This is a genomic window from Alteromonas sp. 5NW40-0090 (assembly GCF_057552975.1).
The window spans coordinates 20,535-47,485 of sequence record NZ_BAAJLT010000007.1; the positions used below are offsets into that span (position 1 = coordinate 20,535).

The window sequence follows — 26,951 nt, forward strand, 5'->3', positions numbered from 1 at the left end:
TCCGTTTAAAACTAAAAACAGATGCTTCGTGTTCAATTAAAAGCGGTATTCTACCCCGATACTTGCCTGTTTTAGATCAGTTTCAAAATCAGTATCATCAATGTCGTCAAACGCTTCGTCTGCATCCAGCTCCGTGTCATATACCGTGTATTCAGCGTTCACTAAAAAGTTGCTAGTAACCGCATAGCTCAGACCTGCACCTACGAAAAGGCTCTCATCATCGTTATCACGTGAAATACCTGCAAAGTTGTATTCTGTCTCTGACCAAAGTTGGCCAGCTTTCGCGTACAGCGAGAAACGCTCCGTTAGTGGTAGAATGCCTTTAATGGCTGCAGTGTAACCGTCGGTTTCAGCACCTGCGATGTCGTTGCCGTAGTCACCAAAATCGATGTACCCACCTTCAATCGCAATCCACTCGTTAAACTTATAGCCCACAAGGCCTTGCCAAACGTCTTTGTCGTCGTCAAAGTCATCCTCACCTTCAACACGTAGATAACCGTAATTACCACCTACGTAGAAACCACTGTCTTTTGCTTCAATTTGATTTGATTGAGCATGGGCACCGAAAGACGCCATGGCGCTTAAAGATGCAACCGCGGCAATTCCAGTAAGTGTTTTAAGTGTGTTTTTCATAAGTTCATCCTCATTACTTCTTAACATTCCATCGACTTCTTTTATGAAGCTAATGCGTCTTGATTACATACTCTCTGTATCAATTGCTGTGCCATGGTAGAAATTTCAAATTTCGTTTCAATTGAGAGCAAACTTTACATAATGCATTGCGTATCTGTTTGTTTATTAATCGCTTTTGGAAGTTGAACCTACGTTTAAAAAATTAAAGGCGAAAAATTTTCATAACCATTGAAAGAGATTCACAGATGTTCGATCGGTCGACAAGCATCACAAGTTTTTTTGGGGTCAACCGTTGGGTGATCTTAATGTTTTTTTGTAAGCTTATGAATTTTGGTCTTTTTTTATTGATTGGATTTTTTAATCAGTTGAATTCATTTTATCAACTGTAAATATTCTCTAAGCCTGTCTATCTTTTAACTGCTTATGAGGTAAACAAAATGTTAACAAGGTGGTGATGTAATTCGCACTCACGCTTTGGACTACAACAAACTCAGACGGGAAAAAAACATGACTATAAACAGGTTTAAAAAAACCACAGTATCAGTACTTATTGCCCTATCGCTTGGTGCAACAGGGGCTATTGCCAACGATCAAATTAGTAAACCCGCTGGTGCTAAAGGCACGGGCATGTCTAAAGCGTTTCAAGCAAAAACAAACCAGTTTTGGTGGCCCGATCAACTTGATCTCTCACCGCTTCGAGATCATGACAACCGTTCAAATCCACTTGGTGAAGATTTTAGTTACGCCAAAGCGTTTGCAAAACTTGATCTCGATGAAGTGAAAAAAGACGTAAACGAACTGCTTACCACATCTCAAGACTGGTGGCCTGCTGACTTCGGTAATTACGGCCCTTTCTTTATTCGTCTTTCATGGCACAGCGCCGGTACCTACCGTACATTAGATGGTCGCGGCGGTGGTGATGGTGGCCAAATGCGTTTTGATCCGCTGAACAGCTGGCCCGATAACGGTAACCTAGATAAAGCCCGCCGCCTACTTTGGCCAATTAAGCAAAAGTATGGTGAAAGTTTATCTTGGGGTGACTTGATGATCCTCGCTGGTACCGTAGGCATGGAAAACATGGGTTTTGATACCTATGGTTTTGCAGGTGGCCGTACTGACGATTGGGAACCTGACATGGTTTACTGGGGACCAGAAGTAGAAATGCTTGCGAGCGATCGTGAAGAGCGTGACGGTAAGCTTCAGCGCCCGTTGGGGGCAACGCACATGGGCCTAATATACGTTAACCCTGAAGGCCCGAAAGGTGTTCCTGATCCTATGGGTTCAGCGAAAAACATTCGCACGGCATTTGGCCGCATGGCGATGAATGACGAGGAAACCGTAGCGCTAATTGCTGGTGGCCATACATTCGGAAAAATGCATGGTGCGCACAAACCTGCTGATTGTTTAGAAGCTGAGCCAGGCGGTGCAGGCTTAGAAGAGCAGGGACTAGGCTGGAAAAACAACTGCGGTAAAGGCAATGCGGAAGACACAGTAACGAGCGGTTTAGAGGGGGCTTGGACACAGCTACCTACTAAATGGACGAGCCTATATCTTCAAAACTTATTGGGCTTTGAGTGGAAGCAAACTCGCAGTCCTGCCGGTGCTATCCAGTGGATCCCTACCGATGAATCGCTTCATAAATCAGTACCAGATGCGCACGTAGAAGGTAAGAAAAATCCTCCTGTGATGACCACAGCTGACTTGGCGCTCAAGTACGACCCAGAGTATCGTAAAATTGCTGAGCGCTTCTTGGCAGATCCTAAGGAGTACCAAACAGCGTTTGCTAAAGCGTGGTTCAAGCTAACTCACCGCGATATGGGTCCTAAAGCACGTTACTTGGGTAACGATATTCCAGAAGAAAACTTCATCTGGCAAGATCCAGTGCCTAAAGCTGACTATAAGATGATCTCTGATAAAGATGTTAAGAAGCTTAAAGCTGACATTTTAGACAGTGGCTTAACCGTTCAGCAGCTTGTGAAAACGGCTTGGGCAGCGGCAGCAAGTTTCCGAGCATCTGACTTACGCGGTGGTGCGAACGGTGCTCGTATCGCGCTAGAACCACAAATGAGCTGGGAAGCTAACGAACCTGAAACGGTTAAAGCTGTTGTTTCGAAGCTCAAAGAGTTGCAAGAAGACTACAACTCGCGCATGTTCTCTAAGAAGAAAGTGTCATTAGCTGACTTGATTGTTATTGGTGGAGCTGCAGCCATTGAAAAAGCAGCGGCAGATGCGGGTGTTGAAATGACCGTACCTGTAGTTCCAGGTCGTACAGACGCAACTCAAGAACAGACTGACGTGAACTCTTTCTCTTTGTTAGAGCCAACAGCCGATGCGTTTAGAAACTACTACAATGCAGAAGCGAGTTATCGTTCGCCAACTGATATGCTAGTAGATAAAGCTGATCAGCTTAATCTAACGGTACCAGAAATGACTGTTCTACTTGGCGGTTTGCGTTCATTAGGAGCTAACACAGGTGGCTCTAGCCACGGTGTATTTACCGACAAAGTGGGCACGCTGAACAACGACTTCTTCGTAACGCTACTAGATATGGGCGTTAAGTGGAGAAAAACGGATAACCCGTCGGTATACGAAGGTGTAAGCAGAAGTACTGGTGAAGTTATGTATACAGGTACGCCTGTGGACCTGGTCTTTGGATCAAACAGTGAGCTGCGTGCAGTTGCCGAAGTTTATGCTTATGACAACGCGAAAAGCCGTTTTGTTAAAGACTTCGTCGACGCTTGGACCAAAGTGATGACATTAGACCGTTTTGATTTACGTCACGACCTAAACGCCAGCTTGGGTAAATAGATGCGGTAGAACTGCTATCGCGGATTAGTTTAACCGCTAATTCTCGACAGACATAAAGACTAAAAGGGCGCTTCGGCGCCTTTTTTATTTGATTTTTATACGTTGTGTTATGAATTCTTAATGTGATTAAAACGACCGCTAGACCATCGCAAACCCACTTTTAATTCGATACACTAATTCTTTATTTTTCGCTTCTACAGACAATTACCACAATGGCTAGTCTTCAACGAACGTTGGTCAATTTAGAAATGCTAAGCGACGATATTAATGCACTTCACGTTGATGCACTTAATACACACGCCCACATTAAGCTTTTACACAATGTGTTGAATGAGCTAAAGAACGCAGAGCAATTTGTGGCCTTAGAAACAGAGGCCAGTTTCCAAAAGTTGTTATCCGGCTCACTGTTTGAGAACATATTTGAGCGAAAGCGTATGCTCGGTGTGTACATAAAGCTGGTGGGCTATGTTATTACAGCATGGGAAGCGACCAATAAAGCGAATGCAATCATCAGTGAAAACTTCGATTCAAGTGCCGATAAGCGATTAGAGTTACTGCAGGTAAAAGCAATAAAAGCCAAATCTCAATTAAAAACCGTAGCGTCAGCGATGGGCAAAGAAGACTATACAAAGTTTGTCCAGACGTTAGGTTTGTCTGCTCAAGAGTGGCAGTGGGATACACTTCGCGCTAGGTTTTAGCCAGCGCGAAGGTATGACTGAAAGCGCTCATGTCATGAGCGAGTATAGCTACGGTGTGGTATTTCGAATACCAATGCCTTGTTCGTTGATAACTCTTACTTCGCGTTGAGGGAACGGTATTTCAATATTGTGCTCGCGTAATGTTTCAAACACAGTAAGCAGCAAATCGCCACCCACGCGGTTTTTACCATCGTCCACACCCTCCATCCAAAACTCAACGAACATGTTAACGCCAGAGTCGCCAAAGCTATCTATTTCACAGTCAGGAAGCTCTTCAAATGGAACATCATCGCCACTGATCACCTGCGGATGTTCCGATACCGCCTCTTTAATAATCTCTACCATGGCGCGGATATCAGTTTTATAGGCGACGGAAAAGTCGATGCGGTAACGTTGTTTTTGGTTTTTGTGTGTCCAGTTTATTAGCAAGGAGCTGATGAACTTTTCGTTAGGCACCAGTACATCTTTACCGTCATAAGTCTCTAATACGGCATAGCGCATTTTAAATTCTCTGACGATACCTTTCTGCCCGTCTTCCAATTCAACGTAATCGCCTACGGTCAACGACTTATCCAATAGAATAATGATGCCTGAAATGAAGTTTGATGCGATGGATTGCAGACCTAGGCCTAAACCCACACCTACTGCACCACCGAACACGGCTAATGCGGTAAGGTTAATTCCCATAACGTTAAGCAATAAAAGAAAGACCACACAGAACAGGGCAACTTCAAACAGCTTTGCGAATACTTCTTTGGTAGAAACGTCGAGTGACTTATGGTTTCGAATAATATCTTGACCAATGGCGTTCGAGCTACGGCCTAGCCAGAACAGCAAGCCACCAAACAACAACACTCTTGTTACGCCATATGCTGAAATTTCGACGTTGCCGACTGATATTGCCATTGACTCCAATGCTGAAGTTATCAGCGGAAGCACGCCAACTAAGTGTAAAAATAGGATAGGTAAACCCACCCATCGCATAAACGCTGCAATGGTGTTGTTTTCGACAAAGCCGGTAATCAAGGAATTAACAAATAGCATAAGGGCTACAACAACGGCTATTTCCAATAGCCATGCATCAAACTGAAATTGCATACCCAGGACGGTAGTGAGCTTTAGCATACTTATAGTGATAAGCGGGAATAGTGCCTCACCAAGGTTGTATAAAAAGCCGTGCATAGTATGTGCGCCTTGCTGTGGCTTTTCTCGGGTAAACTTAAATGGCTTTTTTACTTGTCGTGCAAGCACAAACGCAACGCAATAAATAATTGCAATTATTGTAAGCTGGATAACAAAGCTATCAGACATCACTGATGCATTGACTAAAGCCAACTTTTCCTCAAAGTGCTGGACTAAACTATCAACATTCATGTTTTCTACTTCACTTGTTTACCACACTGCGGCAGCGTGGATGTAATTTGAGCATGGGATAACTGCGCGCTTTTTATCTGTTATAACAAATATGGTAAAGCTTTTTTTATTCATCTAATAAAAATTGAACAATAATTGAAAGCTGGATATACCTTTTTTAGTGTTAATTCCTAGCGAAATAGATGCAAAATACTGATGTTATCTAGTTTTAATGTTATTTGAATTAAGCGTCTTTTGCTCATATGTATTTGTTTATTAATTTATTTTTTATTTAAAGATTAAAGGTGGTTCACATTAACCTCTATTCTTCATTCATAAAAATATTTGTCGTTTAGATAGAAAAAATGCAGCGCTTTTCAAAAAGATACTGGAATAAGTAACACACTGCGATTACGAAAATTTTGATGCATCGCGCGTCTAGTTCCTGCAGGGGGGTGTTAGTAAAGGCGTCAGTAAAGTACTGCGGAGCCTTAAAAAACGATGCTTTCTTTCCTAATTAGTGGTGCGATTACTTGTTATTTTTCATAAGAAGATTGGCATTTAGTGTCTAGATTTCATTTGGAATTTATGGGGAGGCGCAACTCGACACTTAATTAATTTAAAACGGTGGTAGTTGAGCCAGCGTCTTGATTCTTCGGTGTTTTGATTGGAGTTATCTTCCTACCAAGCTATCATTAATGTAGTTGTTCAGTAGAGGCGATACAAACAGTACTAAGCCTTAAACACTTTTAAATGTAAATTGACTATGACCAAATTGATGTTGCTGCCTGTTATTATCGCTACCGGCATATTTTTATTTGCTCCCGTAGGGCGAACGGAAGGGCTCGAGTTTTCCGGTTTTGCAAGGGCGGTTGCCGGCAAAATAGATACTGAAAAAGCTACCTATGAAGGTTATGACAACAGCATAAGCTTTTCTGAAAAGTCGCTCATAGCACTTCAAGCTGACTATACTTTGTCGTCCTCATTCTCCGTGTCAAGTCAACTTCTTCTTCACACTGACGATGACAGGGAGACAGGGATAGAGTGGCTGTATCTAACCTATGCTCCTAGTGAAAGTTTTCAAATTAACGCTGGCCGGCTTCGTACACCTTTTTTGAAGTACTCTGATGTTATCGATGTTGGGTTTGCGTACCCCTGGATCAACGCGCCGCAACAACTCTACAGCAGTTATTTGTTTTCTCAATATGAAGGTGCAAATACTAGATTGAGAAGGTCATTTGGCGATGTTGTGGTTGATTTTGAAGCTTACTATGGAAAGTATGAAGATGAGCTAGAGTCTAGCGGTATTAATGTAGATGTTGAGGTAGACAACTTGTTCGGTGGTGTGATCGAAGTCAACTATGGTGGCTTGCAATTGAGAACTGCCACTGTTAACGCGCCTAAAGTTGAAACTACCATTGATGAAATTGCTCCCCTGCTACAGGGGCTAAAAGCCGCAGGTTTTAATTCTATAGCTGAGAATTTTGAAATTAATGACAGAGCAGGTTCATTTTTGTTGGGTGTCAGCTATGACGCACTAAACTGGTATGTAAGCGGCGAATGGATGAAAGTTTCGTCTGATATCGATGTGCTTGCCAACCTAGAAAGTTTCTATGTCTCATATGGTTACTATATTGATGAAGTCCTTTTACATCTGACCTATGCTTCATCTAGGCAATCACTCAATACCATCGAAAACACTATTCCAGTAGGTGTGTCTCCCGCGTTAGATCAACTTTATTTCGCTGTTGAGCAACTAAATAGCTTCTTCCCTACAGATGACCTTGATACCTGGACACTAGGCGCTCGATGGGATGTGAAAACCAATCTTGCACTTAAAGGTGAACTATCGATTCTTGACGGTAAAGAAGGAAAATCATCGTTTTACGACATTAAAGAGAATAATTTCGATAGAAATACGGCCTTGTATCAAGTGGCAGTAGAGTGGGTATTTTAATGCGAAAACACATGCTCATTTTCTTTCTCTTACTTTGTTCTCGTATAGCCGTTGCGCAAGATGGTGTTTGGGTAGTCGCAAACGTTTCTGAACAAAATTTCGCACTAACAAAAGCAGAAGTACGTAATCTTTTCATGAGAAGTACAACATCCTCCAGCGATGCCTTAATACCCGTAGCTATGAGCCCAGGCAATAGAGCGCGGGCCATTTTCAACACCAAGATAATTGCTTTGACCGAATCACGAATTCAATCCTATTGGGCTCAAATGCGCTTTAGTGGACGACAAACGCCGCCTGTTGAGTTCAATAATTTAGACGCATTGCTTGAGCACGTAACAAATACTGAAGGTGCGATAGGTTATGTTCCTGCTGGAACGGCGTTACCCGAAAATGTTAAGGTGGTTTATCGAAGCTTTTAAGTAACCGTACATATTAGGCGTTTTGCGATTGATTCGTAGTTTTACCAACCAATTCCATCAGTGGAATTGGTCGGCTGTAAAGAAAGCCTTGAAGCGTATTGCACCCCTGGCGTATTAAAAAATTGGCTTGTTCGTGTGTTTCAACGCCTTCTGCACACACAGAAAAGTTCAAACTTTTAGCCATATCAATGATGGTCTTGGTAATCATTTCTGATTGCTTAGACTCACCTATTTTGCTTACAAAACTTCTGTCTATTTTTAGTGTGTCTATATCAAACTGCGTTAAATAACTCAGAGAAGAGTAGCCTGTACCGAAATCATCAAGGGCAAGTTTACAGCCTAACTCTTTCAGTGATGCAAAAAACGGGTTCGCCACGTTGAAATTATTCATATAAGCAGATTCCGTAATCTCAATTTCTAAGTTTGAAGCGGGGAGTTTGCCTATATTTAACTCGTGGAGTAAAAATTGCGTGACATTGTGGTTGTTTAAATCGTGAGGACTCAAGTTAACAGATACAACGACGTTGCTGCCAAAGGCTTCAAGGAGAAGCGGGAATTCGTACCGAAGTTGCTTTAAAACCCATAGGCTTATTTGTGATATTTTGTCAGTTTGTTCTGCGACAAGAATAAACTCACCTGGGGAAACCTGACCTAACACTTCGTCTTTCCAGCGAAGCAGAGTCTCAAAACCCGTGATGTTCTTATCTGAATCCACTTTTGCTTGATAAGTGAGGTAAAACGCGTCGTTTTCAAGAGCGTCAGTTATGCGAGTGGATACAAGCACTTTACGTTGGGTACGTGCCAGCATTTCATCGGTAAACCATACGAATCTAGATTTACCATCGTCTTTAGCCTTGTACATGGCGACGTCAGCGTTAGTTATAAGGTTAGTTAGTGAGTATTTACACTCGCTTGCAAGTGCAAGACCTAAGCTGGCACTTGAGTCTAGCTTCAGTCGGTTAATGATATGAGGTTGAGACACTACTTCTACGAGCTTTAGCGCTATTTTTTCTAGGTCACTAGGCGATATAAGCTCCCGCACAATAACAATAAACTCGTCTCCGCCTAAACGCCCTAATGTGCAATTATCTTCAAGTGTACTGTCCATTAATAAACTGATGTGAAGGAGAAACTTATCTCCCGTGTCGTGGCCGAAAGAATCATTAATAGCTTTGAAGCCGTCTAAATCGATAAACAGCAAACCCAATTCATGAGAATTTTTCTGCGCTAGGGCGAGTTCATTTGATAAAAGCTTCATTAAGCACTGTCGATTCGGCAATCCTGTTAATGCATCGAAATTAGCAAGCCGCTCCATCTGAGACTGTTGCTTCTGCAACATTTCGTTTTTTTGACGATTCGCCTCAGACTGTTTTTTTATGTTTGCCATCATATTGTTGAAGGCTCGAGACAAAGCAAGCATTTCCTCTTTGTTTACTTCCTCAACCTTAACATTGTAAGCGTTGTCATCTACTACACTGTCCATTGTTTTAATTAGGGTGTTCAGCGGACGCATTGCTCTGCTCTGCGCTCTTGATGATATGAATAACGAGATAATAATGAGTAAGGCAACGGAAGGCGTGACCAAAACAATATATCTTTGCCGGCTTGCTTTTAACGCTTCTTCAAGATTGAAAACCAGTGCAAGTCTCCCCATGGGAAAAACCTCTTCGCCTACTGTTTTCACTACTATTACTTTGCTAGAAGTGAGATGTAACCCAGTGGAGAGTGTTGCGATACTTTTATCGATGTCAGTTTGGCTGAGTTGAGGAGACATTTTTTCTTGCGGTTTAGTTAGCCCGCCTTTAAAGCCGGCAGGACCGATATAATGGCTCAACAGCGTACCGTCATTACTGAAAATATAGGCAGCTTCAGCATATTCATACTCGTCTAAACGAAGCAAAATTCCCGTTTGATTGAAACTGCCGGCAGGCTCATCGATGTAGTCGATGAGATCAACAGCTATGTTTACACTTATAGCATCTACTTCTGCAGACACAAATTCAACGTAAAGCTTCTCATAGACATAGATAGACAGACCAATAATCAGCGCACTGACAACGGATATAGACGCAAGCGTATTGAATGATATTTCAGAACGAAGGCTTTTCAAAAAGTACTCTTTTAAGTTGAACTAAGTGGCAGCAAATATTTTTTTAAAAGTATTAGAAAAAACCGTTTTTTCTTTTTTACCAGTATAGACGCTTTACATTATTTCTTGATTAGCAATTTGGGTGAAATTACGTGAGGGCGCAATATTAAACTATCAATTGAACAAAAAATGCTCTGGTGGACTTTAGTGTTTAGTGGTAGACTCCGCGCGCAATTTGTAAGAGTAAACACCTACGTTCTTTTCTTGATGTCAAACACCACTAAGCCAAGTTGGCAATGGCGTATCTCTTTAGGTTTTCCCAGTAATCTATAACCCCCACGGTTAGCAATAAAGCACTAGCGCTTATACCTTTGCGGTATGCAATTTTTTATAAATACCTATGACAGGAGTTTATTAATGTCATTTACCCAATTAGGGCTCGCTGAACCCTTGTTAAAAGCTATTGAAAAACGAGGATTTAGTACACCATCACCAATCCAGGAAAAGGCAATACCAGAAGTATTGCAAGGAAAGGATGTGTTGGCAGCTGCGCAAACGGGAACAGGGAAAACTGCAGGATTTGGACTTCCTATTTTACAGAGATTGATGGAAGGACAACCTGTATCTGGCAACAATGTTCGGGCACTTATCTTAACACCCACGCGTGAACTTGCTGCTCAGGTAGAAGAGAGTATCAGAGCGTTCAGTGAGTTTTTGCCGTTAAAAACTGCCGTGGTATTTGGTGGTGTAGGTATTAATCCTCAAATGATGAAGCTGCGTAAAGGTGTAGATGTGTTAATCGCTACGCCTGGACGATTGCTTGACCTCTACCAGCAAAACGCTGTTAAGTTTTCTCAGCTTGAAGTGTTGGTATTGGATGAAGCCGACAGAATGCTTGATATGGGCTTTATTCACGACATTAAGAGAGTATTGAAGCTATTGCCACAAGAGCGTCAAAGCTTACTGTTTTCAGCCACGTTTTCTGATGAAATCACTGCGCTGGCGAAAACAATAACGCGCAACCCTGTGAGTATTTCAACCGCGCCTGCCAATACCACGGTGGAAGCTGTTCAGCAGCACTTAGTGACCATTGATAAATCTAAAAAGACGACCGCGCTTATTTGTCTGATCAAACAGCAGAAGTGGGAGCAGGTTTTAGTGTTTAGCCGCACGAAACACGGCGCTAACCGTATTGCAGAAAAGCTAACTCGGTCAAAAATTCCAAGTGCCGCGATTCACGGGAATAAAAGCCAAGGAGCGAGAACTAAAGCGCTTGCTGACTTTAAAAATGGCGCAATTAAAGTACTGGTAGCCACCGATATCGCAGCACGCGGCATCGACATTAGTGAATTGCCTATTGTTGTAAACCTAGACTTACCCAATACGGCAGCTGATTATGTTCACCGAATTGGTCGTACAGGGCGCGCTGGCGCGAGCGGACAGGCGTGGTCATTTGTATGTGCCGAAGAACTGCAAAACCTGAAAGATATTGAGACGCTGATCCAAAAGCTGCTTCCTCGTGAAACGTTGGAAGGTTTCGAGCCTCAGCAAGCCGTGCCTGTTACCACGCTGTCTAAGCCTAAAAAGCCCAAGAAGCCGAAAAAGCCGAAAGCGCCACAAGGTGAGAGCGGCAGCGAAGGTAAACGAAGTGGCGAGAATAAAAAGTCGGGTCAACGCCAAGGTAACCGTAGCGGAAATGGTAGTCCGCGCGCTGGTAAATCGGATTCGCGCAACAATAGCGGTGGAAAGCCTGCAGGTCGAAGACGCTCAGGAAGTGAAGGAAGTGCCGCTAAACGACCAGCTAAGCGCAGAAGTAATCCGTCAAATAGTACCACTAATAATACGGCGTCAAACAGGGCAAAAGCGTAAACAGTTGAACTGCGCTTCATAAAACCGAGTTTATTAAAAAAGGGCCGTTGGAAAGGCCCTTTTTAATGTCCGTATGTCCCGTCACCTTGATGTAGAACCTCTATACCTGCGATAACACGCCGCGATTACGAACATCTTAAATCTCGCTGAGTGGGTAATGAATTATGTGGACTGGTATTAGTTATGTTCCCACGAAAACGGATTGTAGTGTCGCAATGCTGGCGTGGTGTTGACTCCGTTGCCATTCTCAGAATCTAACGTAAGCTCGGCGCGCTTTATCAGCGTTTTTTGCAGTTCAGTGCGAAACCCTTTGGTCTCTTTCCATAGCTCGTTAAGCCCTTGTGGGGTATTACCTTGTAAATCTAGCGCAAGTAGCGGACTAAGTTTGTCATAAGCGCTTTGTAATCTGAGTGCTTGCTCTTTATTGTAAGCTTCTTCTTCATCTGTCGCTTCCCAGTTAATAAACGGGGCTTTTTGCGCAGTTGTCATTGCAGGGAAGCGAGAGAAATACTGAATGTACTCCGATAAGGGTATGCTGTCAGCGCGCCCCCATATATCCATTGACGTTCTGTTTAACAATGCGCTGGTTTTAGGTTCAACCACCATTACTGTTGGTGTGGCGTAATAAATGGGGTAGTCAAATCGCTCGGTTATATTTCTTCTGTCTTCAAGTGTTCCCACATCAACAAATACGGTTTCATAATGAGCTCGTAGAATAAGGTCCATTTCCTTTGTCGCAAAACGCTCAGCTAAGCCAGTACTGTCGTGGCACCACTGAGCACCCAGTACAACCAAAAGTAATTTACTTTGTTCCACAGCTCGCTGCTGTGCATTGACCACATCTTGATAGGGGGATGCAGACGGAGCGTAAGTGTAAGGACTTTCATTTTGAGTACTTACACAGCCATTTAACGTGGTGAAAGTGGCAATTAGGACAGCAATGTTCAGGCACTGTCTAAAAAAGCGGGCTCGGCGAGTAATGAAATTTTTTTGCATACGGTTATCAAAATAGTAGTTAAATCAACAGCAATGTAGCATAAAAAGGATGCAGCGACGCACCTAAAACGCAGTAGAGTAACTTAAGCACTGTAGGGTAAAGTCAGGCAAACTCGGGTGCCTGATGGTTTGTTCTGGGAAATAGCAAACTCACCATTTATCAACTTTGCGCGTTCTCTCATCGACAGCAGGCCGAGTGTGGGTTCAGCGTTTGCTAAGTGGGCAATATGCTCAGGGATGCCGCCGCCATCGTCAGTGACGATAAACACGGCACTGTGTTGCGCATAGTTGATATCAATGCTGAGCGACGTCGCATTGGCATATTTTATACTGTTTGTCACCGCTTCCTGCACAATACGATAGATGTGTATTTTCTGGTCTGAATCGAACGGTACTGGCGTGCCGCTAACGTTAAACGAATAATCTATGTTTGCGCGCTTGAGCGTGGTAATGATCTCTGAACGTTGGATCACGCTTTCAATGGGAAGTGTATCAATACCGGACGGACGTAATCCCCCTAAGCTTTCCTTCATTGCGTGGTATAGAGCATCTATCTTATTGAGCATCATGTCGTTGTCGCTTTCTCTGCTATCTAGCGACAGTTGAAGTTTCAAATCGACTATGCGGTGACCAAAGTCGTCGTGTAAATCCCGCGATAAGCGCTTTCGTTCATCTTCTTGCACTACCACTAATTGACTGGCCAGTGCTTGAGCGCTTTGCACCGACACTTCAAGATCCTCGTTTTTCTTCGCAAGCTTCATATTCAGCAAGGTAGATTGGTTAATTGAAGCACCTAAAATGAGGCAACTTGTACATGATGCTAAGATGTAAAACTGATGCTCAATGGGAGGAAGTGCGCTCTGGCTTGCCACCACGAACGCAGTAAGACCTATGAGTAAACACGAAAATGCACTGCCAACTATGGCATAGCGATACGATAAAAACAGCGCGGGGAAAACCGCTAGATACTTAACCTGATAGCTGATGTTAATTTGTTGGGAGTAGGCATAGCTGCTCAGTATCAGCAAAACCAGCCAAGCGATTGTTGTAAGGTATAGTGCTAAGTGACTCTTACGGATAGATGGCCGTTTATATAATGCGAAGAGAAACGGACAAAGAACAACAATTCCTACAAAGTCACCTAATGAAAAATCAAACAAGATAGAAAGAAAAATCTCTATGCCTGTTTGCAGTTCAATAGCTCTTCTGCCCAAAAATACCGCCCCAAGAGCAACACTTATAAGAACACCAAAAGCCAACGTGGCAAGGGTGCTGGAAACATTGTCTATATAAGGTGCGCTAAAGCGACGTCTGAATAAATAAACGCAGGTGCAAATTACCGCAGGTGACAGCACTAAATGGACTAAGTACCAACCTATGGTTCCACTTAAAAACGCTGTGTTGTCGAGAATGCCACCGGGGTGAAATAAAATAAAGTGGGTTGATTTTTCTGCGATGAGTAGCAGTGGCCAGCTGTAAATTGGCAGTAGTAAAAACGCCGCCAGGCGAACACCAGCAGGCAAATACCAGCTCACCGTACCTGAAATAATTTCAAATTGAGTGCTGAACAACCACACGCCGTGAAATAGCGCGGTATAACCTAATCCCATTAGTACATAGGTAACGTTGAAATACCGCGTTAAATTCATCAATTTGCTTTGACTAGCGTATCGTCGTAGATAACGTCAGAAACGTCGAGGTACCCAGTCTCTAACGCAATTCTAAGTAAACCAAATTGGGAAGTTACATTGAGTTTCTTGTAAATATTAGTTCTATGAACCATCACTGTTTTCGGGGCAGTGTCTATATAGTAGGCAATCTGTTTTGGCTGGAATCCTTTTGCTAACAATAAGAAAATTTCCTTTTCCCTTTCAGTAAGGATAGAGGTTAGCCGTTTATCACCGAAAGCTAACTTTTTACTGATATCTGAGCTTAGATAATTCTCGTCCTTTTCTAGAGATTCCAGCGCGTCCATTAATTCTTTAGTGGCGGCATTCTTTGTAACATAGCCATCGGCACCGAGCTCAAGCGCTTTACTGATATAGCCTACATGATCATACATGCTCAGCATTAAGCACTTTATAAACGGCGCGTCTTTCTTGATTTTTATTAGCGTGTCGAAACCACTTTCCTGTGCTAACGAGACATCTAGAATGGCAACGTCAATATAGTCTAACGTAGCGAAGGAGGGAAGAGCATTCAGAGAGCTTACTGCGTAAGAAACATGCCAGCCATACTCTTGCTCGATGAGTGTTTTAATGCCATCCCTTACAATTTCGTGATCGTCAATAATGAGTATGTGCATGAAAAAATGCTTATTATTTCTTAATGCATCAAGTGTACGTTGTATTTGGCTTATAGTGAATAAGCCGATGGCTTAGACTGGTGCTCTCTTTAGTTCTCAGAATAAAAAAAGCCGGCCTATCCTTGGCCGGCAATTGCTTAACTCTTAACTGTTCAGCGTTTCATTCGCCAACTGTCACGAAGAGCGCGTCAGCGATACGTAAACTACATTAAAGGTTTACAGACACTGGTGCAGAGCATGCAGAGGTTTCGTCACAAACCATATAAGTATACTCACCAGGTTGAACGCCTCTGCTTCTATCGCGATAACGTCCAGTGTTGCTTACTTCTTCAAGTAGCTCACCGTTGCGATAAATCATTACAGTATCGGCCATCGAGCCACTATATGATAAATCTACGCGTAACGAACCGAATCGAGACAGCATAGCGCGATCAACCTCGGCAACAATGTTGCTATCTGAAACTGATACGGTTTCTGTTGATACGCCAGTTTGGCCTTCAGAGTCGGTAACCGTAAGGGTTACGTCATAGGCGCCAGTGCTCGCGTAAACATGCGTTGGGTTCTCTTCCGTTGAAGTAGAGCCATCACCAAAGTCCCAGCTATAGCTAACAATGTCGTCATTAACGTCGTTACTGTTATTAGTAAAGCTTACTGATAAGCCTGAAGCGTCATAGGTAAACGCAGAGTTAGGCGGTGTTGGGCCTACTTCACCAATACCAGTCACCACAAGGCTCCATGTGTTAACAGTGCCGTTGTCACCGTTGAACGTATCAAGCACGTTCAAGGTCCAATCGCCTGTTGCTACTTCGCCATTAAAGGCATCAGAGTTATAGCTCTCAACGATATCATCTGTAGCGCCACCTTGATTCTGACGAAGAACGGTGGTCGTACCCTGAGGAGAGGTCAGTGATAGTACGAGGTCACCGCTATAGGTGTGCGTGATATTTACCGACGCCTGCATACCGAATACGGTTAAGTCGTCAGGAACGTTAATCACTAGGTCCACGCCAACATCGTCTGGATCTTCTTCATTCGGTAACGTAGGTACAGCATCACCAGAATACGCGTAAGGGAATTCGTTTAGCCCTTGAGGGTAAACATAAAGATTCGCTGATTTAGATTTCTCAATATCACCGCTTACGCCGTTAACCGTAAAGCTGTACGGACCCCAAGGCGTGTCTTCAGATGTCTCTACGGTCAGTGTTACCGTATCGCCAGGCATTGCCGAGCTTGCACTTAAAGACGCGATATCACTTGGCTCTGCAAGCGATAGCTGTACTTCTTCTTCGTAGCCAGCAATTGAACCAACTTCAATAGTGAAGGTGTAGGCCTCACCCGCTTCAATTTCAGCTGAACCAGGTGTAATGCCCAGTTTAAAACCTGGAGTTGGATCAGCTTCTTCAAGTGCGTTAAGTACATTTAGGCGGTTGCCAGACACGGTGCGACCATCAGCCCATAGACTGGTTTCACCTGTAGACATTAACAGCTCTTTCATCTCAGATGGCGTAAGTTCTGGGTTTAGCGACCAAACAAGTGCTGCTGCACCCGCAACATGTGGCGTTGCCATTGATGTGCCTGAGTATGCAGCATAGCCGTTACCTGGCACTGTAGACAGGATAGCTGTACCCGGCGCCGCGATGTCTACAGTTTCAATGCCGTATGAATAGCCGCTGTCTCCGTCAGTACGTGTGTGGCTAGCAACTGCAAGCAGACTGTTTGTTGTGGTGACATAGTTAGACGGGTAGTTATCTACGTTGTCGTTGTTTGAACCAGAGTTACCTGCAGCAGCAACAAACAAAATACCCGCTTGGCCAGCTTCTTCAATTGCGGTTTCTAGCGCTTCACTGTAGCCGCCGCCACCCCAGCTGTTGTTGGTAGCTTTAATATTGATGCCGCGGTTCTCTTTAAGGTCGGTGAAGTAATCGATACATTCAATAGCGCCAGCGGTTGAACCACCGTCAGGACCTAAGAATTTACATGCAGCGATTGACACGTCATGGTTTACACCGACTACGCCAATTCCGTTTCCGCCCACAGCGCCAATTGTCCCGGCGACATGCGTACCGTGAGAATCATCGTCCATAGGATCAGAATCGCCGTTAAAGGCATCGATACCGTAAACATCGTCAATATAGCCGTTGCCATCATCATCAATACCGTTTCCAGCAATTTCACCTGGGTTAACCCATGCATTATCTGCAAGATCTTCATGATTGTAGTCAACACCCGTATCGATAACGCCGATGACCACATCGCTATCACCGGTTGTAATATCCCATGCTTCTGGTGCGTCAATATCCACACCTGCAGTACCGCCGGCTTGGCCTGTGTTATTCAAACCCCATAGGTCGCCATAAGAAGGATCGTTAGGTACCAGGGCTTTGCGGTACAAGAAGTTTGGCTCGGCGATTTTAACCGCAGGATTTTTCTTTAAGATTTCTATGGCGTCTTTTACAGACTTGCCACGAAGTTCCAGTTTGGCAATGCGACCATTTAAAAGGTTAGAGAAGCGATCATCTACTTCATCACGGTTGGCGTCACTAATTCGTGCACCTACCGAAGAGCGAGCGCGCATCTTTTCCGCTTTGCTCACATTTTCTTTATATATAACGATCACGCTGTCGTCGAAGATTTCGGCTTTTGCGGCGTGTGCATGACTAGATACCATTAGCGGTAGAAGGGCTAATGACAGTGCTGAAAGGCCTGTTTTAAAAGGCTTTGTTTTCATAATTAGATTCCATAATTAGCAATAATGCTTTAATCACAGAACCTTCTCGTTCGGTCTGATATAACTAACGGTTAAAACTTATAACGCAAATTTGAAAACCTGCCACCCCTAACTTTAAATTTTGTTTAAAAATACTACTTAACCACTAGGGAATACGTTGAGCTATGACGTGAAGTGGTACTAATTTATTAGAAATTAGAGTGAATGCAAAACGTTGGACCGCTAAGCAAGTAGGTGGTCTAACCAATGTATTTTCCTGTGTCATTTTTAGTTAAATCTAGCACTAAGGTATGAGTGTTTTTCGCTAGCCCGCAGGCTCCAGGGCAACAGCCGTTATTTTGCCGTTAATAAATACAACTTAATAGTGATGGTTTCTCGTGCTTTTAAAGCGTTTTATAAAAGGGTCACCTTTGTTGTTAATCAAGGAAGTAGTCGTTCTCATGGACAAGAAACTAAAGGTTAAAAAATACCAGTGCACTAAAAACGTAGGAGCGATAAAAGCCACTGTGTTTTCAGCTTTAACGGTATGTAGTCTTCTAACCGTCAATTCACCTGTCCATGCCCAACAGTCCGATTTATCAACAAGCTCCGACATGGTGGAATCTTCTCTTTCAATGAGTCTGAATGCTCAAGCTATTACGATAGACGATGAAACGGTCTTCATTGCTGTCAGTCAGTTTGGGCTAAATAACATAACTAACATTATCCAAAGCGGCAACGGCGCCAACCTATCTAACGTTGTTCAAAACGGCAGTAATAACGAAGCTATCATCACTCAACTTGGTGAAGGTAACGTTATTAACTTGCTGCAGCAAAACAACAACAATTATTTCGAAATTATTCAAGATGGGGTCGACAATGTTGCCAATGTTAATCAATTGGGTGAACAGTCTTTCACTGTTTATCAGATAGGGAACGAGATGGTGATTAACATCACACAATATCAAGAATGATGTGATTGCCATAGGGAGACAAATGTGAAAATGAAAAAAACAAAGATAGCGAGCGCATTGCTTTTAGTTGCAGCGACAGGGTGGGCTTCAGCTCAGGAAATTCCTGCTACTAAAACTGTCGACTTTAACGCCACAGCAGATTTTGTAGCAGCGGCAGAAGGCAATGAAATTACGCTAACCCAAACGGCACCAGAGGGAAACGAAGTAGGTAATGAATCAGTTTTAAGCCAGGAGGGCGACCTAAACGCCATATTTGTTGAGGTAACGGGTGACGCAAACGAAGTCCTCGCTTCGCAAATGCAATCAGGCAACACCTTCTACGCGAGCGTTACTGGAAATGGCAACTTCTTGGAATCTGAGCAAGACAGTTTAAACAGTACAGCAGATTTTGTAGTTGAAGGCGACGACAACATGGCCTCACTGGTACAGTTAGGTGACGGCGGCCCGATTGGTTTTATTTTTAATCGCTCTATAAACAGTATTTCGGGCAGTGGAAATACCTTGTCAGTGTATCAGGGCGATGGTGGCAACTGGGCCAACAATGCTATTTCTGGCAATGACAATACGATTGTTGTTGACCAAAGCGGCGATTGGCATGAGTCATATGTTCGCGAACTCAGTGGCGACGCTAATCTAATTGATGTTACTCAAGACGGTTACTACAACATTTCTGACTTGACTGTTGCCGGCTCGGATAATGAAGTCGAAATTGATCAGGATGGCGATCAAAATGTTATTGGTTGGACCATGATTGGCGATGGCAACACGCTCGAGTTTGAACAGGATGGTGACGGTAATGAAATATCAACGGGTGTCTTTGAAGGTTCTGGTAACGAAGTAAATATCGACCAAATCGGTGACGTAAACCTTGCTACGGTTGAAACCATCGGCGGTGCATCTAATACGTTTGAAATTAACCAGGTAGGCGAAGAAAATACGGCTTACGCTGGCGTGATTGGCTTATTAAATGAGTTCGACTTAACGCAGGTAGGCGATGGCAATGAAATCAGCGCAGTTAATTTCGATGGTATTCTTAATACCGTTGAAATTGAGCAAGATGGTGATGGTAACTTGGCGTTAGCGCAAGCTGGTATTGGTGACGCAAGTTACTACGCAGATGGCAACATTATCGAAATGTCCCAAGAAGGCGTTGAAAATGACGCGTCAGTTGAATTGGCAAGCAATGTTACATCAAGCTTCAACGAAATTATGGTTTCGCAAACAGGTGAGCTTAACTTACTCGACTTGCTGGTTAACGGTGACGAAAATGTTGTTAGCGTCACGCAAGAAGGCGTTGGTAACTGGGTAACAGATGAGACGGGTGAGCAGTTCGTTATTTCAGGCGATATGAACACCTTTGAAGTTACGCAGATGGGTAACGACAACTTAGTTACGGGTAGCATCACTGGCAATGGCGGTACAGTAAGTGTTACGCAGGTTGGTGACTATAACGTAGCTACCGTGGTTCAAATGTAAATGTACTAACGTACATAGCGAATAGCCGGGCGAGTGCCTGGCTATATTTCTCAAAATGAAGTACTTGTACCGTTTCTCTCTTTTCACACTGTTTTTATGTGTGCTCTTTTCTCCGATTCACGCAGAAGAAATTCGGTTAGGCGGGCTGTTGCTTGATAACAGTATAAGCCGCCAGGGCCACGAATTTGCCTCTCGAATTAGCCAATACTGGCGAGAAGTTTCAGACAGTTCGGGTAAAAACCTTGTTGTTAAAGAGATTATTGTGCCACAAGCAGGTACCTTACTATCAGTAATCTATGACAACAAAGTAGTTTACCAAACGTACATGGGGCGTAGGCAAGTTCCGATAGATGAGAAAGTACAGCAAGCCATTATGTTGGTATTAGATGCGGTAGCAAATGCGAGTATAGACAGTAGAAGCCCAGATTTAGCAGGGGACGAATGGTAATGATTAAAAGGATAGTGGTTGCAACATTCATAGCGACTGCGCTAATCGCGCCAGCGCAAGCAACTGAATTAGTATATGAACCGATAAATCCATCATTTGGTGGTAATCCACTTAACGGCTCATTTTTATTAAGTAAAGCAAATTCACAAAATGCGCATAGTGCACCACTGAGCGAACGCTCATACGATGAGCGACTTCAAGAGTCACTAGAACGTGCCTACATTAACCGTATCGTTCGAGAAATTACGGATATCGCATTTGGTGAACAAGAATATGATGAAGACGGCAACCCGATAGACAGCATATTCAATCAGGATAGTATTTTTGTTAGTGGTGACTTTCAGGTAGAGCTTATAACAAGCAATCCTGACAGCATTGTTGTCAACATTACTAACTTACTGACAGGTGAGGTTACTGTCGTTGAAATTCCACGGTTTGGGTAGGGAAACACATGAGAAGTACCGTTTTTTTAATAATGGCAATGGCGCTTTCTGGATGCCAGTCTATCACCAATACACTGCCGCCTGATACGACGGCTGCTGATGTAATTAAAGACAGTGCCACATTGTCTGAAGTAAAAGGCTTGCCCGCGCCTATGGGGCAAATTCCCGTTTCTGTGTACGCGTTTAGAGATCAGACTGGGCAATACAAGCCGAGCACTGGGGCAAGTTCGTTTTCTACTGCGGTGACGCAAGGCGCAACCTCTATTCTTGTTCAGACTTTAAGCGAAACGTCGTGGTTTTTACCCGTTGAGCGCGAAGGACTGCAGAATATTCTTACCGAGCGCAAAATTATTCGAGCTGACGAAAGTAACGGTGGCGAGTTGCCGCCACTTACTACAGCTAGAATTATTATAGAAGGCGGCATTATTAGCTACGATACCAATATTCGCACGGGTGGGGCTGGCATTGAATACTTTGGCATAGGTGCGAGTGAGCTGTTTAGAGAAGATCAAATTTCCATTTACATGCGTGCAGTTGACGTGAGAACAGGTCAAGTATTAGTGTCGGTTTCAACATCTAAGAAAGTACTAAGCCAGGAGGTTAGAGCAGGTTTGTTTAGATATGTTTCGCTTAAGCGCTTGCTTGAAGCTGAGACAGGGTATACCACTAACGAACCCATGTTCGAGTGCGTTAAACAAAGTATAGAAAAAGCGGTGACCGAATTGGTGTTACAAGGAATGGAAAAAGGTGTATGGCGCGCTAAAGCGTAAGCGCCATACATCATTCTTATTTCAATTGATTATCGGTTTAGTAATTCACCTGTTGGGGCTGACTAAATTGATGATCAAACCATTTAATGAGTTCAACTCGATTCCTACAGTCTGTCTTTCTGAATATGCTGTACACGTGTGTTTTCACTGTATTCACACTGATATGCAAGCAGTCTGCAATCTCTTGATTCTGCGCACCATCGGCAATTTTACGCGTAATGGCTAACTCTCGTTTGGTTAGGACTGTAGTTGACGATTGAAGCGCAGCAACCGGCTTAGTTTTTGGCACTAGGTTAGCATCAATATAGCGGCTCATTATCTCGCGACTGAACCATTTGTTTCCCGCCTGGACTTGTTGAACACCGCGAACCAGAAGTTCTAAATTATCTTCAATATGGAAAATACCGTTAATACCATGTTGTAGTGCTGCATAGTGAAAATCGACGTCAGATTCTGGCACATTGAAAATTACTTTGTTCAACTCTGGGTTATCGTTGACTACAGGCAAGTTGAGCACAGCGGCTGGATCACAATACTGCGCATCGATAAAAAAGGTATAGGTGTTATTAAGTACGCTTCGAGGAGGCTGGATGGCACCTGTTGTGACGGTGAAACCGCAGCTTGGCAAAATACAAAGAAACCGTTCGTAAGCCTCTTTTGCTCTGGTATTGCCTGAGAAACTGTTTCTTGTTAAAACGAAGGCTTGATATGACATGAAAACTCCTTTTCGTGTGCATCAACCTTACGAACTATACAGTGTCTTTACAATACTCCAGTGGTCTTACTTGCAGCGTCAAAGCGTAACAAAATGTAACGATGAAAAACGCTTATTAGCGTTTCTTAGAAATAGCCTAATTTGCAATGCACAACGCATTAAATATAAGTAAATTATATCTATAAAAAACGTTTCCCCCCTTTGTTAAAAATGGCGTTAGTGTATAGTTCATCACCAAGTTCATCCTTCCAACACTTCAACACAGAGAGAATCATGACCGTAAACGTTGACACTCAGTCTTTGATTGCATCTATGCGCGATGTAGTAGGGCAAGCCTATTTGTTAACAGATAAAGCGAAGAAGCAGCCATATACCAAAGGATTTCGCTTTGGTGCGGGCGAAGCACTCGCAGTAGTAAGACCAGGTACGCTGGTTGAAATTTGGCGTGTGTTGAAGCTGTGTGTTGAGGCTGATGTTGCAGTCATTATGCAGGCGGCTAATACGGGACTTACTGGTGGCTCTACACCAGATGGCAAAGATTACGACAGGCCGCTAGTGATAATCAGCACCATGCGAATTGATGACATCCAGTTAGTTGATAATGGAAAGCAGATTGTTGGTTTAGCAGGTAGCACCTTATTTGGTCTAGAAGAAACGCTTGCCCCTTACGGTCGAGAGCCTCATTCTGTGATTGGCTCCTCGTGTATTGGTGCATCTATTGTTGGCGGCATTTGCAATAACTCTGGTGGCGCGTTAGTTAAACGCGGGCCAGCCTATACCGAACTTGCACTTTTTGCGCAAATTGATGCGAACGGCAACTTGTCGCTGATAAATAATCTAGGCATAAACCTGGGTAGTGAGCCAGAAGAAATTCTAAGTAACCTTGAGAACAAGCGTTATAAAGAGAGCGATGTTCAGCACCCCGACGCTCGTGCGTCAGACAACGAATATGATGAGCGGGTGCGAGATGTTGACTCTGATACCCCCTCTCGCTTTAACAATGACGGCAGAAGACTTCACGAAGCTTCAGGCTGTGCTGGTAAACTTGCTGTCTTCGCGGTCAGGTTAGACACGTTTCCTATTCCTGAAAAAAAGCAAGTATTCTATGTAGGCTCTAACGACGCTGCGGTATTTACCAAAGTGCGTCGTGACATTCTTTCCACTTTTAGAAATTTACCTGACTCTGGCGAGTACCTTCACCGTGATTGCTACGACGTATCGAAGAAATACGGTAAAGACATGTTCATCGTTATCAGTAAACTCGGTGCGAAGTTTATTCCAAAGCTATTTGCGTTTAAGCGAAAGTTCGACGCATTTACTGACAAGTTAGGTTTTTTACCCAACAAAATGTCAGACCGCGTTATGCAGTACATGAGCTATATTTTCCCTAATCACTTACCCAAGCGTATGGAAGCGTTTAGGGACAAATATCAGCATCACTGGATTTTGGAAATGAGCAATGACGGGGTAGATGAAGCCAAAGCCTACCTTGATGAGTTCTTCAAAAGCAATGAAGGCGGCTACTTTGAGTGTACCGAGGAAGAAGCCGATAAAGCTATTTTACACCGCTTTGTTGCCGGTGGAGCAATAGGTCGCTATCACGTAATGCACAGTAAAGAAGTTGGGGCCATGATGACCATCGATGTTGCACTTCGCCGCAATGATCCTGATTGGTTTGAAGTATTACCCAAAGAAATAGACGACCAGATAGACACAAAACTGTACTACGGACATTTATTCTGTCATGTAATGCATCAAAATTACGTGTTGAAGAAGGGCGCGGATGCCAAACAGCTTAAAAATAAAATTCTAGAAACCTTTGATGCAAGAAGCGCTGAATACCCCGCAGAGCATAATGTGGGTCATGAATACTTTGCCAAAGATGCGCTTAAAAATTTCTATCGCGAACTTGATCCAACCAACAGCTTTAACCCAGGTATAGGCAAAACCACCAAGCTTAAAAACTGGGCGGAGCACAAAGGCGGATGTTGCGGTGGACATCACTAAAAGCCTGATTGAATAAAATACACATCAAAAGGTTCTGCTTGTCGTTTTCTTAATTGAAGCCATGCAGAACCCTTATTCTTTCCAACTTACTTTTTGCAGTTAGCTCTTAAAACAATTCCTGAGATCACCACCACGTTGTCTAATCGGGCCTAACCTGAACCAAACCCGATCCCCGCTAGTAACAAAAGGTAGTGTTTAAACTTTCGCAGGTTATCAACTTACCTGTAAGTGAAAAGGGATTTGCTATGAAAGGCCAAGTAAACAACGCCACCATTCTTCTTCCTGTATTTATTCCTGCCGTCGCCATTATTTTGCTTCTGGTCATCGGAACAATTAGTAACCCCGAACTTGCTGCCGAGGCTTTTAATAGTACCCTTGCGTGGATCACTGAAAGCTTCGGATGGTTCTACATGTTGTCGGTCGCTATCTTTTTGGTGTTCATTGTATCGGTAGCGTCATCTAGCTGGGGGAATATTAAGCTGGGGCCCGATCATGCAGAGCCTCAGTACAGCTTTCCTGAATGGTTTTCCATGTTGTTCTCAGCAGGCTACGGCGTAGCACTGCTCTACTTCGGCGTGGCTGAGCCCGTTCTACATTATTCATCGCCGCCTGCAGGAGCGGCTGAAACTGTTAATGCGGCGAAACAAGCTATGCAAATCGCATTTTTTCACTGGGGTTTTCACATCTGGGCGATTTATGGGCTAGTCGGTTTGGTTCTTGCCTATTTTGCTTTTCGACATGGCTTGCCGTTATCCATCCGTTCAGCTTTGTATCCGCTCATCGGAGAAAAAATATATGGTCCCATTGGTCACGCGGTAGATGTTTTCGCGATTTTAGGTACATTATTTGGTATCGCCACCACGCTTGGCCTGTCTGTTACCCAAATTAATGCTGGGCTTAACTATCTTTCCGGTGAGATCCCCATCGACATTATGGTGCAGGTAGGCACTATCGCTATTGTAACCTTAGCGGCAACCATATCGGTGATTGCAGGTATGGACAAAGGCATCAAGCGCCTTTCTATTCTGAACATGCTTTTAGCGGTATCGCTGATGGGCACAGTCTTTATCATGGGAGAAACCGTACACATATTGGAGACCTTCCTGCAAAACACGGGGAGTTATGTCAACGGTATTATCGAGCGCACTTTTAACCTTCAGGCCTATAGTCGCAGCGATTGGATTGGTAACTGGACGCTGTTTATTTTTGGCTGGACTATCGCTTGGGCGCCGTTTGTGGGTATGTTTATCGCCAAAATAAGCCGCGGCAGAACCATTAGACAGTTTGTTTTTGGAGTAATGCTTGTGCCCACCATGTTCACATTCCTTTGGTTCTCCGTGTTTGGCGACACCGCGCTAAATGCCATTATGAACCAAGGTGTTACGACACTCATTAGCGATGTACAGGAAAACGAAGCGGTTGCGTTGTTCAAACTTTATGACTTGCTACCTGGCGCGTCAATCATGTCAGGCTTGACCGTGTTATTGATCATTACGTTCTTCGTGACGTCATCAGATTCTGGGTCGCTGGTTATCGACTCGCTTGCCTCTGGTGGGAAAGAGGAAAGCCCGGTATGGCAGCGTATTTTCTGGGCGTGTTTAGAAGGTACGGTTGCTGCTGTACTGCTATTGGCTGGTGGACTGAATGCCCTGCAAACGATGACCATTGCGAGCGCATTACCATTCGCCTTCATTATGCTAGCGTCTGCAGCAGGTCTATGGCGTGCGCTTGTCATTGAAGGCTACCGAAATAACAGTTTAAAGGCGAATACGCTTAATAGAAATCACGGCCGGTCGACTAGCCTCAAAGGTAGATTTGCTGCAATGGTAGATTACCCCAGCCGAAATGAGGTGCATGAGTTTGTTGATAAAACTGTGATTGCAGCGATGAAAGACGTACAAGCTGCTTTGAAAGCGCGAGAGTGGGAGGCGTTTGTTAAGCTTGATGAGGAAACGGGAAGGGCCACCTTCACTGTCGAGCGTCACGATCACATGGACTTTATCTATGACATTCGAATGACCGAGTATTTAGTCCCAGGCTTTAGCTATGCAGAATTACGCTCAGAAGACGATGAATCGGAAAAATACTTTCGCGCTGAGGTATTTCTGCGCCGCGGCGGTCAGGCTTATGATATTTACGGTTACGATAAAGAAAGTATTGCCAAGGATATCCTAGATCAGTTCGAAAGCTATTTGCACTTCCTTGATACCAGTCCAGGTGAACTGCCTTGGGAAATGGATGCGTATGATGACATGTTGACGCAGCCTAAAGAGTAAACTTTGGT

The 26,951-nt window shown here is 43.7% G+C and carries 20 protein-coding genes; 12 read left to right on the forward strand and 8 right to left on the reverse strand.

Going from position 1 to position 26,951, the window contains the following annotated elements; all coding sequences use genetic code 11:
• Positions 1–36: 36 nt before the first annotated feature.
• The gene (locus AC27KT_RS09970; RefSeq protein ID WP_039223688.1) at positions 37–633 is read right to left on the reverse strand and encodes a porin family protein; all 597 of its coding nucleotides are present in this window, start codon (positions 631–633) and stop codon (positions 37–39) included.
• Positions 634–1,140: 507 nt separating this feature from the next.
• Here AC27KT_RS09970 and katG point away from each other — a divergent pair.
• Together katG and AC27KT_RS09980 are read left to right on the forward strand one after the other, a co-directional pair.
• Entirely contained in the window at positions 1,141–3,441 is a 2,301-nt protein-coding gene (gene katG / locus AC27KT_RS09975; RefSeq protein WP_487129547.1) for a catalase/peroxidase HPI, read from the forward strand.
• 212 nt (positions 3,442–3,653) lie between these two features.
• The gene (locus AC27KT_RS09980; protein WP_487129549.1) at positions 3,654–4,139 is read left to right on the forward strand and encodes a hypothetical protein; all 486 of its coding nucleotides are present in this window, start codon (positions 3,654–3,656) and stop codon (positions 4,137–4,139) included.
• Between the two features lie 48 nt (positions 4,140–4,187).
• Here AC27KT_RS09980 and AC27KT_RS09985 read toward each other — a convergent pair whose 3' ends face one another.
• Positions 4,188–5,513 carry a mechanosensitive ion channel family protein gene (locus AC27KT_RS09985; protein WP_487129551.1) on the reverse strand — a complete coding sequence of 442 codons (1,326 nt, stop codon included), beginning with the start codon at positions 5,511–5,513 and terminating at the stop codon, positions 4,188–4,190.
• A 745-nt stretch (positions 5,514–6,258) separates the two neighbouring features.
• Here AC27KT_RS09985 and AC27KT_RS09990 point away from each other — a divergent pair.
• Both AC27KT_RS09990 and AC27KT_RS09995 read left to right on the forward strand, forming a co-directional pair.
• Positions 6,259–7,449, forward strand: coding sequence for a hypothetical protein (locus AC27KT_RS09990; RefSeq protein WP_487129553.1), 1,191 nt, complete (start codon positions 6,259–6,261; stop codon positions 7,447–7,449).
• On the forward strand, positions 7,449–7,868 hold the full coding sequence (locus AC27KT_RS09995) for a hypothetical protein (protein WP_487129555.1): 420 nt from the start codon (positions 7,449–7,451) through the stop codon (positions 7,866–7,868). Before AC27KT_RS09990 ends, AC27KT_RS09995 begins: the two co-directional genes overlap by 1 nt.
• Before the next feature lie 13 nt (positions 7,869–7,881).
• Here AC27KT_RS09995 and AC27KT_RS10000 read toward each other — a convergent pair whose 3' ends face one another.
• Positions 7,882–9,978 (reverse strand): EAL domain-containing protein, encoded by a 2,097-nt coding sequence (locus tag AC27KT_RS10000; protein WP_487129557.1) that lies wholly within the window; start codon positions 9,976–9,978, stop codon positions 7,882–7,884.
• A gap of 396 nt (positions 9,979–10,374) precedes the next feature.
• On the opposite strand from AC27KT_RS10000, the gene AC27KT_RS10005 reads away from it, so the two are divergent.
• Positions 10,375–11,826: a DEAD/DEAH box helicase gene (locus AC27KT_RS10005; protein WP_487129559.1), complete on the forward strand. Its 1,452-nt coding sequence runs from the start codon at positions 10,375–10,377 to the stop codon at positions 11,824–11,826.
• A gap of 177 nt (positions 11,827–12,003) precedes the next feature.
• Here the strand turns inward: AC27KT_RS10005 and AC27KT_RS10010 are convergent, their stop codons facing one another.
• The 4 genes from AC27KT_RS10010 to AC27KT_RS10025 form a co-directional block, all read right to left on the reverse strand.
• On the reverse strand, positions 12,004–12,822 hold the full coding sequence (locus tag AC27KT_RS10010; protein WP_487129561.1) for a thioredoxin family protein: 819 nt from the start codon (positions 12,820–12,822) through the stop codon (positions 12,004–12,006).
• An 83-nt stretch (positions 12,823–12,905) separates the two neighbouring features.
• Complete coding sequence (locus AC27KT_RS10015) at positions 12,906–14,471, reverse strand: ATP-binding protein (protein ID WP_487129563.1); 1,566 nt, start codon at positions 14,469–14,471, stop codon at positions 12,906–12,908.
• Entirely contained in the window at positions 14,471–15,127 is a 657-nt protein-coding gene (locus tag AC27KT_RS10020; protein WP_487129565.1) for a response regulator, read from the reverse strand. Before AC27KT_RS10020 ends, AC27KT_RS10015 begins: the two co-directional genes overlap by 1 nt.
• Before the next feature lie 208 nt (positions 15,128–15,335).
• Positions 15,336–17,855, reverse strand: coding sequence for a S8 family serine peptidase (locus tag AC27KT_RS10025; RefSeq protein WP_487129567.1), 2,520 nt, complete (start codon positions 17,853–17,855; stop codon positions 15,336–15,338).
• Positions 17,856–18,295: 440 nt separating this feature from the next.
• On the opposite strand from AC27KT_RS10025, the gene AC27KT_RS10030 reads away from it, so the two are divergent.
• From AC27KT_RS10030 to AC27KT_RS10050, 5 genes are read left to right on the forward strand one after another with little or no spacing between them, the layout of a single operon-like run.
• The gene (locus tag AC27KT_RS10030) at positions 18,296–18,808 is read left to right on the forward strand and encodes a curlin subunit CsgB (protein ID WP_487129569.1); all 513 of its coding nucleotides are present in this window, start codon (positions 18,296–18,298) and stop codon (positions 18,806–18,808) included.
• A 30-nt stretch (positions 18,809–18,838) separates the two neighbouring features.
• Positions 18,839–20,284: a curlin gene (locus AC27KT_RS10035; protein WP_487129900.1), complete on the forward strand. Its 1,446-nt coding sequence runs from the start codon at positions 18,839–18,841 to the stop codon at positions 20,282–20,284.
• Between the two features lie 55 nt (positions 20,285–20,339).
• Positions 20,340–20,732: a CsgE family curli-type amyloid fiber assembly protein gene (locus AC27KT_RS10040; RefSeq protein WP_487129571.1), complete on the forward strand. Its 393-nt coding sequence runs from the start codon at positions 20,340–20,342 to the stop codon at positions 20,730–20,732.
• Positions 20,726–21,175 (forward strand): curli assembly protein CsgF, encoded by a 450-nt coding sequence (locus tag AC27KT_RS10045; protein ID WP_487129573.1) that lies wholly within the window; start codon positions 20,726–20,728, stop codon positions 21,173–21,175. Before AC27KT_RS10040 ends, AC27KT_RS10045 begins: the two co-directional genes overlap by 7 nt.
• 8 nt (positions 21,176–21,183) lie before the next feature.
• Positions 21,184–21,945, forward strand: coding sequence for a CsgG/HfaB family protein (locus AC27KT_RS10050; protein WP_487129575.1), 762 nt, complete (start codon positions 21,184–21,186; stop codon positions 21,943–21,945).
• Between the two features lie 37 nt (positions 21,946–21,982).
• On the opposite strand, the gene AC27KT_RS10055 is transcribed toward AC27KT_RS10050, so the two are convergent.
• On the reverse strand, positions 21,983–22,660 hold the full coding sequence (locus AC27KT_RS10055; RefSeq protein ID WP_487129577.1) for a helix-turn-helix transcriptional regulator: 678 nt from the start codon (positions 22,658–22,660) through the stop codon (positions 21,983–21,985).
• 273 nt (positions 22,661–22,933) lie between these two features.
• Here AC27KT_RS10055 and dld point away from each other — a divergent pair, with 273 nt between their 5' ends.
• Both dld and AC27KT_RS10065 read left to right on the forward strand, forming a co-directional pair.
• The gene (gene dld / locus AC27KT_RS10060) at positions 22,934–24,667 is read left to right on the forward strand and encodes a D-lactate dehydrogenase (protein WP_487129579.1); all 1,734 of its coding nucleotides are present in this window, start codon (positions 22,934–22,936) and stop codon (positions 24,665–24,667) included.
• A 245-nt stretch (positions 24,668–24,912) separates the two neighbouring features.
• Positions 24,913–26,943, forward strand: a complete 2,031-nt coding sequence (locus tag AC27KT_RS10065; protein WP_487129581.1) for a BCCT family transporter — start codon at positions 24,913–24,915, stop codon at positions 26,941–26,943.
• Positions 26,944–26,951: the final 8 nt, after the last annotated feature.